The sequence below is a fragment of the Streptococcus oralis subsp. tigurinus genome, assembly GCF_002093545.1.
In the GTDB taxonomy this organism is placed as follows: Bacteria; Bacillota; Bacilli; order Lactobacillales; family Streptococcaceae; genus Streptococcus; species Streptococcus oralis_C.
Window position 1 is genome coordinate 48,714 of record NZ_LNVF01000005.1, and the last position, 16,047, is coordinate 64,760.

At 43.5% G+C, this 16,047-nt stretch carries 15 protein-coding genes; 1 reads left to right on the forward strand and 14 read right to left on the reverse strand.

What is annotated here, in order from left to right; genetic code table 11:
• Positions 1–15 precede the first annotated feature (15 nt).
• The 7 genes from ATE34_RS06995 to ATE34_RS07025 are packed head-to-tail and all read right to left on the reverse strand — an operon-like array spanning position 16 to position 6,421.
• Positions 16–354 carry a YlbF/YmcA family competence regulator gene (locus ATE34_RS06995; protein WP_084911439.1) on the reverse strand — a complete coding sequence of 113 codons (339 nt, stop codon included), beginning with the start codon at positions 352–354 and terminating at the stop codon, positions 16–18.
• A gap of 10 nt (positions 355–364) precedes the next feature.
• Entirely contained in the window at positions 365–1,468 is a 1,104-nt protein-coding gene (locus ATE34_RS07000; protein ID WP_084911440.1) for a prephenate dehydrogenase, read from the reverse strand.
• A 9-nt stretch (positions 1,469–1,477) separates the two neighbouring features.
• Positions 1,478–2,644, reverse strand: coding sequence for a chorismate synthase (aroC, locus tag ATE34_RS07005; protein WP_084911441.1), 1,167 nt, complete (start codon positions 2,642–2,644; stop codon positions 1,478–1,480).
• A 9-nt stretch (positions 2,645–2,653) separates the two neighbouring features.
• Entirely contained in the window at positions 2,654–3,721 is a 1,068-nt protein-coding gene (gene aroB / locus ATE34_RS07010) for a 3-dehydroquinate synthase (RefSeq protein WP_084911442.1), read from the reverse strand.
• A gap of 18 nt (positions 3,722–3,739) precedes the next feature.
• Positions 3,740–4,594 (reverse strand): shikimate dehydrogenase, encoded by an 855-nt coding sequence (locus ATE34_RS07015; RefSeq protein WP_084911443.1) that lies wholly within the window; start codon positions 4,592–4,594, stop codon positions 3,740–3,742.
• Positions 4,584–5,261 carry a type I 3-dehydroquinate dehydratase gene (gene aroD / locus ATE34_RS07020; protein WP_084911444.1) on the reverse strand — a complete coding sequence of 226 codons (678 nt, stop codon included), beginning with the start codon at positions 5,259–5,261 and terminating at the stop codon, positions 4,584–4,586. Before aroD ends, ATE34_RS07015 begins: the two co-directional genes overlap by 11 nt.
• A complete protein-coding gene (locus ATE34_RS07025) occupies positions 5,258–6,421 on the reverse strand; it encodes a class I SAM-dependent rRNA methyltransferase (protein ID WP_180382683.1) in 1,164 nt (387 codons plus the stop codon). Before ATE34_RS07025 ends, aroD begins: the two co-directional genes overlap by 4 nt.
• Before the next feature lie 272 nt (positions 6,422–6,693).
• Between ATE34_RS07025 and ATE34_RS07030 the strand changes: the two genes are divergently transcribed.
• Positions 6,694–8,142, forward strand: coding sequence for an alpha-amylase (locus ATE34_RS07030; RefSeq protein ID WP_084911445.1), 1,449 nt, complete (start codon positions 6,694–6,696; stop codon positions 8,140–8,142).
• Positions 8,143–8,229: 87 nt separating this feature from the next.
• On the opposite strand, the gene alaS is transcribed toward ATE34_RS07030, so the two are convergent.
• From alaS to ATE34_RS07065, 7 genes are all read right to left on the reverse strand, one after another.
• Positions 8,230–10,848 (reverse strand): alanine--tRNA ligase, encoded by a 2,619-nt coding sequence (gene alaS, locus ATE34_RS07035; protein ID WP_084911446.1) that lies wholly within the window; start codon positions 10,846–10,848, stop codon positions 8,230–8,232.
• Positions 10,849–10,869: 21 nt separating this feature from the next.
• A complete protein-coding gene (locus ATE34_RS07040; protein ID WP_061599256.1) occupies positions 10,870–11,355 on the reverse strand; it encodes an LURP-one-related/scramblase family protein in 486 nt (161 codons plus the stop codon).
• A gap of 242 nt (positions 11,356–11,597) precedes the next feature.
• Positions 11,598–11,963, reverse strand: coding sequence for a DUF3021 family protein (locus ATE34_RS07045; protein ID WP_009730318.1), 366 nt, complete (start codon positions 11,961–11,963; stop codon positions 11,598–11,600).
• 186 nt (positions 11,964–12,149) lie between these two features.
• Positions 12,150–13,220 (reverse strand): ABC transporter substrate-binding protein, encoded by a 1,071-nt coding sequence (locus ATE34_RS07050; RefSeq protein ID WP_061599257.1) that lies wholly within the window; start codon positions 13,218–13,220, stop codon positions 12,150–12,152.
• Positions 13,217–13,990 (reverse strand): ABC transporter permease, encoded by a 774-nt coding sequence (locus ATE34_RS07055; protein WP_061599258.1) that lies wholly within the window; start codon positions 13,988–13,990, stop codon positions 13,217–13,219. Before ATE34_RS07055 ends, ATE34_RS07050 begins: the two co-directional genes overlap by 4 nt.
• Complete coding sequence (locus ATE34_RS07060) at positions 13,987–14,793, reverse strand: ABC transporter permease (protein ID WP_000754112.1); 807 nt, start codon at positions 14,791–14,793, stop codon at positions 13,987–13,989. Before ATE34_RS07060 ends, ATE34_RS07055 begins: the two co-directional genes overlap by 4 nt.
• Positions 14,774–15,931, reverse strand: coding sequence for an ABC transporter ATP-binding protein (locus tag ATE34_RS07065; RefSeq protein WP_000742901.1), 1,158 nt, complete (start codon positions 15,929–15,931; stop codon positions 14,774–14,776). The genes ATE34_RS07060 and ATE34_RS07065 overlap by 20 nt, the downstream gene beginning before the upstream one ends.
• Positions 15,932–16,047: the final 116 nt, after the last annotated feature.

Genomic DNA, 16,047 nt, shown 5'->3' on the forward strand with positions numbered 1-16,047 from the left:
TATACAGATAAAATACTATTTCAATAATTCTGAAACAGGTTCAAAGACAATTTTTTCAATGTCTGAAAGGTAAATGGACAATTGTTGCTGTTTGGCAAAGAAGTCCGACAAGAGGGCATTCCCTTGAATGAGATTGCTGAAAGTTTGCATTTTTTCTTGGAAAGAAGCATCTGGCATTTGTCCAGTTTGCGCCATGACTTGGATTTCTTGCTGGAAGGCAAGATAATCTGCAAAAATCTTGCTGGCTTCAGTATCAGCTTGGATGGCATCTTTAGCTGCCTTAACCGCCTTGTATTCTGGTAATTCGCGTAAGCCACGACTGAGTTCATTTGCACTATCATAAATATTTGACATGGTTTTCTCCTTATTTGATGACGACTGTGTAGTCCGTATTTTCTGTAATTAAGCGCTCAGCTCGTTCTAAATCTTGAGCATTTTTAAATGCAATTTGTAGAATCCCGTGAACATCCTCACGGTTTTCTTCGTTGATGTGGATATTAACCAAAGAAGTTCCTCTTAGCAATTCCAAAATTCGCAAGATAACATCTTCTTCATCGGGAACATCGACATAGAGGTCATAAGAACTATCCACACCACCACGTTTATGGATTTCCATGGCCTGACGTTGCTCACGCGCTTGGTTGAAAAAGTTCCAGATTTGCTCTTCATCTCCCTTGCTGATGGCTTGTCCAATCCCATCTAAGCGTTCCTTGAAATCCTCAATCCGCTCTAGGATTGTCTCGCGATTGGACAAGAGAATAGAAGCCCACATTCCTGGTTCACTCTCTGCAATCCGGGTCATATCTCGAAATCCTCCCGCCGCAAAGCGCCTTGTCATCTCATGTTCTTGAGCATAAACTGCCGTCTGCTCCATAAGGCTGGAAGCCAGAATATGAGGAAAATGGCTAATCTGAGAAGTCACCCGATCATGCTCCTTGGCATCAATCTCGATAAAACGAGCATGAAGGCCTGAAAGCAGATCCTTCATTTCCTCAAGTGTGTCAGGACTTGTCAGGCTCGAAGGTGTGAAGATATAATAGGCATTTTCAAAGAGATTAACATCCGCAGAAGCAGCCCCTGTCTTGTGGCTACCAGCCATGGGATGAGCACCGACAAAGCGGACAGGCTTGCTAGCCAAATACTGCTTCGCTGCTTCCACAATGGCTGACTTGGTTGAGCCGGCATCCGAGATAATGACACCTTCTTTCAAGTCTAAATCTGCCAGCTCCTTAATAAAAGCAATGGTCTGTTTGATTGGCAAGGTCAGAATGATAACATCTGCTAGAGGAGCGAAACTAGCAAAATCATCCGTCGCACGGTCTATCATCCCCCGCTCCAAGGCAATGTCTCTTGAAGCTTGACTGCGATTATAACCTAAAATTTCATAATCAGGATGATCGCGCTTGATACCGAGTGCCATCGAAGCACCAATCAAACCGAGACCTGCGATATAGATGGTTTTTGCCATAAGGACTCCTTAATAGTTCTTTGTATAGTCTCGGTGCTTGGCAACTGCCTCTTTTAATTCTTCAAGATTATCTGATGAGAATTTTTCAAGGATTTCCTGCGCCAGAACCGTTGCAACAACGGCTTCCATGACCACACCTGCTGCTGGAAGAGCGGTCGGATCACTTCTCTCCACGGTTGCCTTATAGGGTTCGTGGGTTTCGATATCCACACTCATAAGTGGTTTGTAAAGAGTGGGAATGGGTTTCATAACTCCACGAATAACAATTGGTTGCCCATTGGTCATACCCCCTTCAAAACCACCTAGATTGTTGGTACGGCGAGTATAGCCGTCTTCTTTAGACCAGAGAATTTCATCCATAACCTGGCTGCCTTTGCGGTAACCAGCTTCAAAGCCGAGACCAAATTCCACCCCTTTAAAGGCATTGATAGAAACAACTGCTTGGGCCAATCGCGCATCTAATTTTCTGTCCCATTGGACATAGGATCCAAGGCCAACTGGAACACCTCCGACGACTGTCTCCACAACCCCACCGATGGTATCACCGTCACGTTTGATTTGGTCAATATAGTCCTTGATTTCTTGCTCCCGTTCTTGGTTGACAATAGAAACTTCAGACTGGGCAGCTCGTTCCTTAATCTCCGCAACTGTCAGATTTTCAGGTATATCGATTTCCTTACCACCAAAGACCACGACATGGTTAGCAATCTCCATATCTAGCTCAGCTAAGAGACGTTTGGCTACTGCCCCAACGGCTACTCGCATGGTTGTTTCACGAGCTGATGAACGTTCCAAGGAATTTCGCAAATCATCAAAACGGTACTTGATGCCCCCAACCAAGTCGGCGTGACCTGGACGTGGATGGGTGATTTTCCGCTTGCTTTTAAGGCGGTCTTCAATGTCCTCCGCAGACATGATATCCAGCCATTTTTGGTGGTCTTTGTTGATGACATCCATGGTAATGGGAGCCCCTGTCGTCTTCCCGTGGCGAACGCCCGAAGTAAAGACAACCTGGTCACTCTCAATCTTCATACGACCACCGCGACCGTAGCCACCCTGACGGCGTTTAAGGTCTCCATTGATGTCCTCTGCTGTCAAAGGAAGTCCAGCTGGAATTCCCTCGATAATTGCCGTCAGACGCGGACCGTGTGATTCTCCTGCAGTTAAATATCTCATACGTTCTCCTTATTTTACCAAGTAGTCTTTCATCTCTTCCAGAGAAACTGGGTGAATGGCCGCTGAACCAAGCTCTGGTACCAAGACCAATTTCAAGGTGTTCCCACGCGCTTTCTTATCATGAGTCAAAGCTTGATAAAGTTTATCAACATCCCAGTTTTCATAGTCAACAGGCAAACCAAATTTCTGACACATAGCTGTGATAGACTGGGTTATGCCAGCTGGCATGAGGCCTTTTCCCTCAGCAACCTTGGAAATCTGAACCATGCCCATGGCCACAGCCTCACCATGCATAACCTTGCCATAACCGGCCGTTGCTTCAATGGCATGGCCAATAGTGTGCCCAAAATTGAGGTAAAGGCGAACACCGTTATCCAACTCATCCTCAACCACCATCTTGCGCTTAACCTGACAAGAATGTTCAATCAAAGTCTCTGCATGTTCCAGAATACTCTCAACAGAACCATCCAGCTCCGTTAAGAGAGCCCATAGTTCTGGATCCTCAATCAAGCCATACTTGATAACCTCACCCATTCCTTCAATCAACTCTCTTTTTCCGAGTGTTTCAAGGACAAACGGATCGATTAGAACTCCATCTGGTTGGGCAAAGGTCCCCACCATATTTTTAGCAAATAGAGTATTGACACCTGTCTTTCCACCGATAGAAGAATCAACCTGGGCTGTCAAACTAGTCGGAATCTGAACAAAGTGAATGCCCCGCATATAGGTAGAGGCTACGAAACCAGCCAGATCCCCTACGACACCACCACCAAGAGCCACGATTCCATCGCTACGAGTCAACCCCTGCTTAACTAGAAACTCATAGACTTTCTGAACAGTGGTTAAATTTTTTCGTTCTTCGCCTTCTAAAAAGTCAAAAACAGCTACCTGAAAACCAGCATCTTCTAGGCTGAGTTTAACCTTCTCTGCATAGAGAGAAGCTACATGGTTATCTGTCACAATGACTACCTTTTGTGGTTGCCAGAGTTCTTTCAACCATTGACCAGCCTGGGCCAGACAACCTTTCTCAATCTGAATATCATAAGGATGATGTGGAATATCGATTCTGATTTTCATAGTAGGGTCTCCTTTTCACTATTTATATTTTTCTGTTAAGGACTGCCAAATCTCGTCTGTCGGCATCTCTTTACCTGTCCACAGTTGAAAAGCTTCAGCAGCTTGATAGAGCAACATTCCCAGACCATTGACAGCTGGATTGCCCTGACTTCTAGCCCATTTCAAAAATGGCGTCTCAAAAGGTTGGTAAATGATATCTGCGACCAAGAGATCCTCTGGCAAATTGATGCTTTCTGGAACGGGGGACGACTGCCCATCCATGCCCACACTGGTAGCATTGACGAGCAGGTCCGACTCGGCAATCCTTTCCTGCAAGACAGAAATATCTTCTAAAGCATACAAGTCTACTTTAAATCCTGTCTGTTCCTGTATCTTGGTCAGATAAGGTCTTGTTTTTTCCATGGAAACTGAACGAACAAAGACTGAAATCTGACTGACGCCATCCAAAATAGCCTGTGCCAAGATTGATTTGGCCGCACCACCTGCTCCCAGAATAGTCATTTTCTTATCCGAGATTGTAAAAGAAGGCAAGCTCTTAAAAAATCCCTTGCCATCTGTATTATATCCAATTAACGTTCCGTCTTGATTAACAACTGTGTTGACCGCCCCAATCAAACGAGCCTCATCACTCAACTCATCCAGATAAGGAATCACTTGCTCCTTGTAAGGCATGGAGAGATTGATCCCAAACATCTGGTAACGGCGAATATTAGCGACTGTTTCTGCCAAGTCACCCGCTTCAATCTCCCAAGCTAGATAGACACCATTGGTAGCTGTCGCCTCAAAGGCCTTATTATGGATGAAGGGTGAAATAGAGTGTTTGATGGGATTTGCAACAACAGCTGCCATACGTGTATAGCCATCAAGCTTCATCCAGAATCTCCCTGATTTTTTTCATACTTGATAGAGAAATCTGGCCTGGTGCACTGGCCGCATCCATGCTAGCAAAAGACCAGCTAGAACCTGTCACATCTGAAGTGATACGCGAAACCTTACCAATTTTCCCCATGGAAATAGTCACGTACTCTTGCTCAGGATTGAGTGTCTTGAAACCTCGCGTATAATTCATCAGATCCAAAACATCCTGCTCCGTATGGGCCATAACTGATACCTTGACCACTTTTGGAGAAAGACTGGTCAACTCAGACAGGATTTCCATCATGTTTTCAGGTGTTTCCTGGAAATTATGATAACTCAAGACCAGATTTGGAAAATCCAACATCTCCTCAAAAACATCCTTGTGGCTGAAATACTCAAAATCCACATAGTCTGGTTGGTAGAGTTGGGTCACTTCCTTGATGATTTGAACATACTCTTCTGAGGAAAGTTCGATTTCTCCTCCCTCAGCGCGAGTCCGAAGGGTAAAGACAAGTTCGCGCCCTGCAAATTTCTCAAAGATAGCGGGTGCTACCTGTAAAATAGCGTCCTTTGCAAGAAAGTCCGCACGCCACTCAATGATATCGGCATCTTCATACCTAGTGGCATCCAGTTCTTGCGCTTCCTCTAAACTTCTTGGCATTACTGAAACGATTAATTTCATCTACTAACCTTCATACTAATCACCTTGAGGTAATTACTACTTTCATCTTTTTTATTATAGGCAAAGTCTGCTGGAAGTCCGTATTTATTCAAGACTTGATACCTTCTTCCTGCAAAACCTTTATCAATTTGTTCTGTAAATTTCTGGCGGGAAACATTGGCAGCATTAGTACTGGCAATGATAATCCCTCCCGGATTTAAAATCTCTAGACTCTGGGAAATCAACTTGTGATAGTCCTTAGCTACAGAGAATATTTGTTTTTTATTGCGGGCAAAGCTCGGCGGATCAAGAACAATCACATCATAAGTCAAACTTTTTCGCTTGGCATACTTGAAGTACTCAAAGACATCCATGACGATAAAACAATGATTGCCCATGCTGAGTCCATTTGCCTGAAAATGAGCTTCTGACAGCTCTCTAGACCGTTTGGCCAAGTCGACAGAAGTCGTCTCACTCGCACCTCCCATAGCTGCAGCAACTGAAAAGGCAGCCGTATAAGAAAACATATTGAGCAAGGATTTGCCCATGGCTAGGCCGTCAACCAGACTCCCACGAACCTCATGCTGGTCTAGGAAAATCCCTGTCATCAAGCCATCATTCATAAAGACTTGATAGAGCACGCCATTCTCAAGAACAGTAAAATCATCTGGCGCTTCCTCACCATAAACATAGGCAGACTCGTAGTCTAGACCTTTAAAACGAATCTTCTCATAAGCCCCCAAGACCGCAGGAAAAACTTCCTTAAAAGCCTTTACGATCAGCTCACGAATCTGGTAAACAAAGGAGTTGTACCAAGAAAATACAGCATAATCTCCATAGAGATCAACAGTCAGACCACCAAAACCATCCCCCTCTTGGTTAAAAAGGCGAAAGGCAGTGGTCAAGTCATCTTGATAATAAGGCTTTCTAGCTTCCTTGGCCTTACGAAACAGGATTTCAAAAAAGGCTTGATTGAAACGAACCTTTTCCTTGCTGACCAACCAGCCAATGCCCTTGTTCTGCTGAGAAAGATAGGCACTCCCTAAAAACTTCCCGTCTTGACTAAGAACTTCTACTGCCTGATCCGTCAGTTCAATATCTGTTAAATCACTTGCTTCCAAAAGAACTAGACCCTTAGCTAGCTTTTTTTCAACACGTCTGCTGACCCTAATTCTATTCATAGCTACTATTATAGCAAATTTTGTGACAATTCTCAAAAAAGAAACCGTTTAACCATTTGTACTTTAGTTTACTGAGTGTCATTTTTGTTCAAATAAGTTTATTCCATTTACTTTTCCACCAAAACATCCTTTCCCTTGTGATGGAAATAAAGATTTTATTCGCTAAAAATAGACAAAAACAGAAATGAGTATAGAATCTTGCGCAAACGTTTGCCTAGTTCTAAACTTTATGGTAGAATAAAACACAACATTGATAAGCAAGAGGAAAAACAATGCAAAATCAAACACTCATGCAATACTTTGAATGGTATCTGCCTCACGACGGCCAACACTGGGCTCGACTGACAAATGATGCAGAGCACCTAGCCCATCTGGGAATTAGCCATGTCTGGATGCCACCTGCCTTCAAGGCAACCAACGAAAAAGATGTCGGCTATGGTGTTTACGATCTTTTTGACCTAGGCGAATTTCACCAAAAAGGGACTGTCCGTACCAAGTATGGGTTTAAAGAAGACTATCTTCAAGCCATTCAAGCCCTAAAGGCACAAGGAATTCAACCTATGGCCGATGTGGTGCTCAATCACAAGGCTGCTGCCGATCACATGGAAGCCTTTCAGGTTATTGAAGTGGATCCTGAGGATCGTACCGTTCAACTAAGCGAGCCCTTTACTATCAATGGCTGGACTCACTTTACTTTCGATGGTCGCCAAAACACCTACAATGACTTCCACTGGCACTGGTACCACTTTACAGGTACGGACTACGATGCAAAGCGCCGTAAGTCTGGTATTTACCTGATCCAGGGGGACAATAAAGGCTGGGCCAACGAGGAATTGGTCGATAACGAAAACGGTAACTACGACTACCTCATGTATGCCGACCTAGATTTTAAACATCCTGAAGTCATCCAAAATATCTATGACTGGGCTGACTGGTTCATGGAAACGACTGGTGTAGCTGGTTTCCGCTTGGATGCCGTTAAACACATTGACTCTTTCTTCATGCGCAATTTTATCCGTGATATGAAGGAAAAATACGGTGAGGATTTCTATGTTTTTGGTGAATTTTGGAATCCTGACAAGGAAGCCAATCTGGAATATCTTGAAAAAACGGAAGAACGCTTTGACCTTGTCGATGTTCGTCTCCACCAGAATCTCTTTGAAGCCAGTCAAGCTGGCGCAAATTACGACCTTCGTGGTATTTTCACAGATAGCTTGGTTGAACTCAAACCTGACAAGGCTGTAACCTTTGTCGACAACCACGATACCCAACGTGGTCAGGCTCTTGAGTCTACCGTTGAAGAATGGTTCAAACCAGCAGCCTATGCCCTTATTCTATTACGCCAAGATGGGCTTCCATGTGTCTTTTACGGAGACTATTATGGTATTTCTGGGCAATTTGCTCAACAAGATTTCAAAGAAGTTCTTGACCGTCTCCTAGCCATCCGAAAAGACAAGGCCTATGGAGAGCAAACAGACTACTTTGACGATGCCAACTGTATTGGATGGGTTCGTTCAGGTGCTGAACATCAATCTCCAATCGCTGTCCTCATCTCAAATGACCAAGAAAACAGCAAATCTATGTTTGTCGGGCAAGAATGGGCTGACCAAACCTTTATTGACCTCCTTGAAAATCATCCAGCACAAGTTACAATCAATGCTGAAGGTTATGGAGAATTTCCAGTAGCAGCGGCTTCAGTCAGTGTATGGGCAGCAAAATAAACCTATCAGGTACAAGTCAAATCCAACCGGATTTGGCTTTTTTGTATGCACAAAAAGACCTACCCAAATGGATAGATCTTCATTGTCTTATAATTTACCTGCTACTGCCTCCAAGAGTTCTTGGATTTTCGCTTGGTTGCTTCCTCCTGCCATGGCCATGTCTGGTTTACCACCACCACGTCCATCGACAATTGGAGCCAATTCTTTGACAAGGTTTCCTGCATGCACATCTTTTGTCTTGCTAGCTACAAGAACATTGACTTTGTCACCGATAGCTGCAACTAGGACAAGCACATCTGAGTAATCTTTTTGTTTCCAGTTATCCGCAAAGGTACGAAGGGCACCTGCATCTGATACAGAAACTTGGCTTGCAATGTAACGGTGTCCGTTGACTTCCTTCACATCCTTGAAGACATCGCCTGCGGCTGCGGCTGCGGCTTTTTCTTTCAATTCTGTATTTTCTTTTTGAAGCTGACGGAGTTGTTCTTGAAGCCCTTCCACCTTGTGGGGTACTTCTTTGAGTTGAGGTGCTTTCAAGGTTGCTGCGACGGCTTTCAAAGCGTCTTCTTGTTCACGATAAGCTTCAAAGGCTTCCTTACCAGTTACTGCCAAGATACGGCGGGTACCTGAACCGATTCCTTCTTCTTTGACAATCTTGAAGAGACCGATTTCAGAAGTATTGCCAACGTGGGTACCACCACAGAGTTCCACTGAGTAGTCACCGATGGTCACAACACGAACTTCCTTACCGTATTTCTCACCAAAGAGGGCCATAGCTCCCATTTCTTTAGCCGTGTCAATATCTGTCTCAACAGTTTCTACAGCAATTGCTTCCCAAATTTTCTCATTAACTTGCTGTTCAATGGCGCGCAACTCTTCAGCAGTTACTGCTTGGAAGTGAGTGAAGTCAAAGCGAAGGAATTCGACTTCGTTCAGAGATCCTGCTTGTGTCGCATGGTGACCAAGGATATTGTGAAGGGCCGCATGGAGCAAGTGAGTCGCCGTGTGGTTCTTCATCACACGAAGACGACGGTTGGTGTCAATGCTAAGTGTGTATTCTTGGTTCAAGGCAAGCGGAGCAAGAACTGCAACAGTATGAAGTGGTTGTCCGTTTGGTGCTTTTTGCACATCCGTCACATTCGCTACGACATTTCCTTTAGCATCCAAGATTTGACCGTGGTCAGCTACCTGTCCACCCATTTCAGCGTAGAATGGAGTCTCTGCAAAGATAAGAGAGGCAGTTCCTTCAGAAACAGCTTCTACTTCTGCATTGTCAGCCACGATAGCCACCAACTTAGAAGGCAATTGGCTGGCATTGTAGTTGAAGACACTTTCCACTGTAATGTTTTGAAGGGTTTCATTTTGCATTCCCATTGAGCCACCTTTGACAGCTGACGCACGCGCACGTTCTTGCTGCTCTTTCATGGCCGCTTCAAAACCTTCACGGTCTACAGTCATCCCAGCTTCTTCAGCGATTTCTTCTGTCAATTCAACTGGGAATCCATATGTATCGTAGAGTTTGAAGACATCTTGCCCCGCGATAACGTTTTGACCTTTGGCTTTCAGGTCTGCTACGATACCTTGGGCAAAATGTTGACCTGAGTGAAGAGTACGGGCAAATGACTCTTCCTCGCTCTTCACGATTTTCTCGATAAAGTCACATTTTTCAAGCACTTCTGGGTAGTAGCTTTCCATGATTTTTCCAACAGTTGGAACGAGTTTGTAAAGGAAAGGCTCATTGATACCCAATTTTTGACCGTGCATAGACGCGCGACGGAGGAGACGGCGAAGGACATAACCACGACCTTCATTTCCAGGAAGGGCACCATCACCGATGGCAAATGAAAGAGAACGGATATGGTCAGCAATGACCTTGAAGCTCATGTTGTCGCCATCTTGGTCATAAACCTTACCAGACAATTTCTCAACTTCACGGATGATTGGCATGAAGAGGTCTGTTTCAAAGTTTGTCTTAGCCCCTTGGATAACTGCCACCAAACGCTCCAAACCAGCACCCGTATCAATATTCTTGTGTGGCAATTCCTTGTACTCACTACGAGGAACAGCTGGATCAGCGTTGAATTGTGACAAAACGATGTTCCAGATTTCGATGTAACGGTCGTTTTCGATATCCTCTGCAAGCAGGCGAAGACCAATATTTTCTGGGTCAAAGGCTTCTCCACGGTCAAAGAAGATTTCTGTATCAGGTCCAGAAGGTCCCGCACCGATTTCCCAGAAGTTGTCTTCGATTGGGATCAAGTGGCTTGGGTCCACTCCTACTTCAATCCAGCGGTTGTAAGAATCTTTATCATCTGGATAGTAGGTCATGTAGAGTTTTTCAGCAGGAAAATCAAACCATTCTGGGCTTGTCAAAAGCTCATAAGCCCAAGTGATAGCTTCATCACGGAAGTAATCCCCGATAGAGAAGTTCCCCAACATTTCAAACATAGTATGGTGACGTGCAGTCTTCCCGACATTTTCGATGTCGTTGGTACGGATAGCTTTTTGCGCATTGGTGATACGTGGATTTTCAGGTTTGATAGTTCCGTCAAAGTACTTCTTGAGAGTGGCTACCCCTGAGTTGATCCACAAAAGAGTTGGGTCGTTTACTGGAACCAAACTGACTGATGGTTCTACAGAGTGGCCTTTGCTTGCCCAGAAATCTAGCCACATTTGACGAACTTGGGCACTAGATAGTTGTTTCATTATATCTCCTTATTTACTTGTTTAGTTTGATTGGCTTTCCAGCATTTCCACATAGTCAATCGCGACACAGAGGGAAATGACCAGATCTGCATAAGAGTCTTCGAGAACAGTTACGGTATAAGTTGAGGTTAAATGGAAAATCTCTTTCCTAATCTCGGCGACAAGCTGATCACGATCATCTAGCAATTTGAAATTCAAATCCCAGATATTGCCCTCAATACGAAGCCCTAGATGATCAAACTCATACTTATCTCGAAAGAAGGTCAACTTCTTACGAATGACGAAATTTGAACCGTTTCGTAACTGGATATTAAAGCGAGGAAGCAAGGTGAAAAATTCTTTACTAATCTCACTGACTTGCTCACCATAGGCGTCATAGACGGTAAAGGTCTTAGGAATTTGGAAGAAAGATCCCTCCACCTGATAGTTTACCACTCCTCTATCATCCTTGATATCAAAGCGTTCGCCTCCAAGACGAAACTTTTGTTTCACGAGAAATGTCTTCATAAACACCTCCAAAAATCAAAAGACAAGCTCACATCACGAAGGGCGAAAAACCGCGGTACCACCTTCATTCAATGAACTTGTCATTCTCATAATCTTATGCAATTGTCTGATTGAGTAGCATGACTTTCTAGCTTAGATGGCTCGCAGCACCGCCATTTCTCTGGGATAAGACAACTGAAAATCAATTCTCAACTCTAGTATTATATCGTTTTTGAAGGAGTTCGTCAAGGTTAATGCCCAACTCATTTCTTTAGAAGTTTCCCAAATATTATATAGGCGATAAGCCACAAGAAACTTCCAACCAATAAGAATTGACCTAAAACAATGAGATAATCCAAAATTGAGACCAACTTATACCATCCACTAAATAGAAGACAGGGAAGAACAGTAAAAAGCATAATGATAAAATGTATGACAGATTGTTTAAATAGCGACCATTTTTCAATTTCATAAATTACCGAGGCTGATGCTATCGAGGTAGCAATAATACCAACCAAAAATGTACTTTTAACCTGAAAAATATCAATCCCTTGAAGTCTTATAAAAATTGCTAAACTGGTCATAATGACAAAAGGAATAATTCCTCTAAAAATAGCTTTTTTAATCATAACTACTACCTCAATCATAAGCTAAAATGCCTTTAACTCTATCGAAATTATAGCATAATTAAGTATATTTTTCTACTAATTCATGATCTATTTTAATAAATAACCTAGCCATAGAATGGTTAATTTTCTATGGCTAGGTTTTATTTTTTTGTCTGATTGAAATTATTTCCGATAGTAGATAATCTCCTACTTCCGGTACATTTTAAACTGGAGGAAGAGGTCGCTGTATTTGCCTGTCCATTTATGGTCAAATTTTTCATAAACTTCTAGGTGTTTCATGGTGTCAGCGTCTGGATAGAAGGATTTGTCTTCCTTGGTCTCCTCTGGGAGCAGTTCCTTAGCCGTGTTATTTGGTGTTGCATAGCCGACATATTCTGCATTTTTAAGAGCATTTTCGGGTTTCAACATAAAGTTAATAAAGGCATAGGCTGCATCTTGGTTTTTCACGGTTTTTGGAATGACCATGTTATCAAACCATAAGTTGCTGGCTTCTGTCGGAACGACATACTTGAGGTTAGGATTTTTCTCCAGCATCTGGCTGGCTTCTCCTGAGAAGGTCACCCCGATAGCCGCATTGTTTTGAATCATGTAACCCTTCATCTCGTCTGCCACGATGGCCTTGATATTTGGAGTCAGTTTGTAGAGTTTGTCTACCGTTTCTTCCAACTGCTGAGGATCCTTTGAGTTGAGGCTGTAACCGAGCGAGTTAAGCCCAAGCCCCAGCACCTCACGTGCCCCATCAAAGAGCATGATAGAGTTCTTATACTCTGGTTTCCAGAGGTCATCCCAATGCTCAGGAGCCTCATCTACCATGGTTTCATTGTAGACAATTCCTAAAGTACCCCAGAAATAAGGAATGGAGAATTTATTGCCGGGATCAAATGACTGGTTGAGGAACTCTGGTCCGATATTTTCGATTCCTTCAATTTTTGAATAATCAAGAGGAACCAAGAGATCTTCATCCTTCATCTTGTTGATCATGTACTCACTTGGGATGGCAATATCGTAGGTTGTTCCCCCTTGCTTGATCTTGGTATACATGGCTTCGTTGGAATCAAAGGTCTCATACTGGACTTGGATTCCTGTTTCTTCTGTGAATTGCTCCAAGAGTTCGGGATCAATGTAGTCTCCCCAGTTGTAGATAACCAATTTTTGACTATCTCGACTGTTGATTTTACTGTCTAGATGAGTCGCAATCCCCCACAAGACAAGGATAATCGCTACAATTCCTGCTAAAAATGAATAGAGTTTTTTCATGCTTGCTCCTCCTTCTCACGTGAGATAAAGTAATAACCTACAACTAGGATAATACTAAAGAGAAAGACAAGGGCAGATAGGGCATTGATCTCTAACGAAATTCCCTTCCGAGCGCGAGAGTAAATCTCGACTGACAGGGTTGAAAACCCATTTCCCGTTACAAAGAAGGTCACGGCAAAGTCATCCAGCGAATAGGTGAAGGCCATGAAATAACCTGCAATGATAGACGGTGTTAGATAAGGAAGCATGATTTCCTTGAACATTTGGAACTGACTAGCACCAAGGTCATAAGCCGCGTGAATCATATCACCATTCATTTCCTTGAGACGAGGCAAGACCATCAAGACCACGATAGGGATGGAAAAGGCCACGTGACTAGATAGAACCGTCAAAAATCCAAGTGAAAACTTAAGCTGGGTAAATAGAATCAAGAAGCTGGCACCAATCATAACGTCAGGCGCAACCATGAGGATATTATTCAGTGATAAAAAGGCTTCTTGGTATTTCTTACGAGACTGGTAGATATAGATAGCTCCGAAAGTCCCGATAATGGTCGCAATCAAGGCTGATAGAAAAGCCAAGAAAAAGGTTTGGGTCAGGATCAACATGAGACGACCATCACCAAACATGGTTTGAAAATGGCTCAAGCTAAAACCAGTAAAGCTGTTCATATCATCGCCAGCATTAAAGGCATAGCCAATCAAGTAAAAAATTGGCAAGTAAAGGATGATGAAGACAAAGGCTAGGTAGAGATTAGCAAATTTTTTCATCGTTCTCTCCTTTCCTTGGTCACCCACATGGTGAGAAACATGGTCAGGATGAGGATCACACCGATGGTGGAACCCATACCGTAGTTGTCATTGGTCAGGAAGTTCTGCTCGATGGCAGTCCCCAAAGTAATCACTCGGTTCCCCCCAATCAAACGGGTCAGCATGAAGAGACTCAAACTTGGGATAAAGACTGATTGAACACCACTTCTCACTCCATTCATTGATAGAGGGAAGATAACGTGGCGGAAAGTTTCCCACTTGGTCGCACCGAGGTCATAGCTGGCATTGATGAGATTGTTGTCCATATCGTCCAAGACATTGAAGATCGGCAAAATCATAAATGGAAGCTCGATGTAGCTTGCGACAAAAATAAAGGAGAAATCCGTAAAGAGCAACTGCTGCGAACCGATTCCGATAAATTCCAAGAATTGGTTAATGGAACCATTTTGACCAAAAATCCCGATAAATGCATAGGCCTTAAGGAGCAAATTAATCCATGTCGGCAAGATAATCAGCATGAGCCAGAGCTGACGGTGCTTAAGACGAGTCAAAAAGAGGGCTGTTGGATAACTGATGAAAAGAGTCACTAGGGTCACAATCCCTGCATAGAGCACTGAGTTAAAACTCATTTTAAGATAGGTCAAGTTTTGTGACGCAAAGTAAGACTTATAGTTTTCTAAACTAAACTGCCCTTCAATGTTGAAAAAAGATTGTCCAAAAATCAAGACCAAGGGTGCGAGGACAAAGAGGGCAATCCAAAGCATGTAGGGCACTACAAAGAGTTTAGAGGTTGTTTTCTTCATCTCTTTCCTCCTCGATCGCGTTAATCAGACCTGCTTCTTGCTCTTCGATTTCAACGTACTCCTCGATACGAGCATCGAATTCTTCTTCTGTTTCATTGAGACGCATGATGTGGATATCTTCTGGTTCAAAGTCCAGACCGATTTCCTCACCCACAATGGCCTTACGAGTCGAGTGGATCATCCATTCATTTCCGAGTTCGTCATAGGCGATAATCTCGTAGTGAACCCCACGGAAAAGTTGGGTATCAACCTTAACTTGGAGCTTGCCTTCTTCAGGAAGAGTGATGCGCAAGTCCTCTGGACGAATAACGACTTCGACAGGCTCATTTGGCTTCATCCCACCATCAACCGCTTCAAAGCGTTTTCCGTTAAACTCAACCAAGTAGTCCTCAATCATGGTTCCTGGCAAGATGTTGGACTCACCGATAAAGGTGGCAACAAAGTGGTTGATCGGCTCATCATAGATGTCCACAGGCGTTCCAGACTGAACAATCTCGCCATCATTCATAACGAAAATCCAGTCACTCATGGCAAGGGCTTCTTCCTGATCATGAGTGACAAAAACAAAGGTAATCCCCAATCGTTGTTGCAGTTCACGCAGTTCGTACTGCATGTCTGTTCGCAATTTCAAGTCCAGCGCTGACAAGGGCTCATCCAACAAAACCACACGGGGTTGGTTGATGATGGCACGGGCAATAGCCACACGCTGACGTTGTCCTCCAGAAAGTTTACGGATGGAACGCTTCTCGTAACCTTCCAACTGAACCATCTTGAGAACTTCTGCTACACGTTGCTCAATTTCTTTCTTGTCGATTTTACGCAAGCGGAGCGGAAAGGCAACATTTTCAAACACATTCATATGTGGAAACAAGGCATAGGATTGGAAGACCGTATGGACATCTCGCTTGTTGGTTGGGATGTCGTTGATCCGTACCCCATCCAGCAAAATATCTCCTGTTGTCGCATCCAGTAAACCTGCAATGATGTTTAGAATGGTTGATTTTCCTGAACCAGATGCGCCTAGTAGGGTATAGAACTTTCCCTCTTCCAACTCAAAGTTAATGTCTTTGAGAACCTTGGTGTTGCTGTCTTCAAAAACTTTAGAGACGTTTTTGAATTCAATAATTGGTTTTTTCAATTGTCATAAATTCCTTCTTTTTCATAAATTAACAGATCCTGGCTCTGTCAGGCCGCTACTACCTCGTGTAGGAGATTGAACTGCCTACATACATCTTCACTAACGATAGGCTTTCA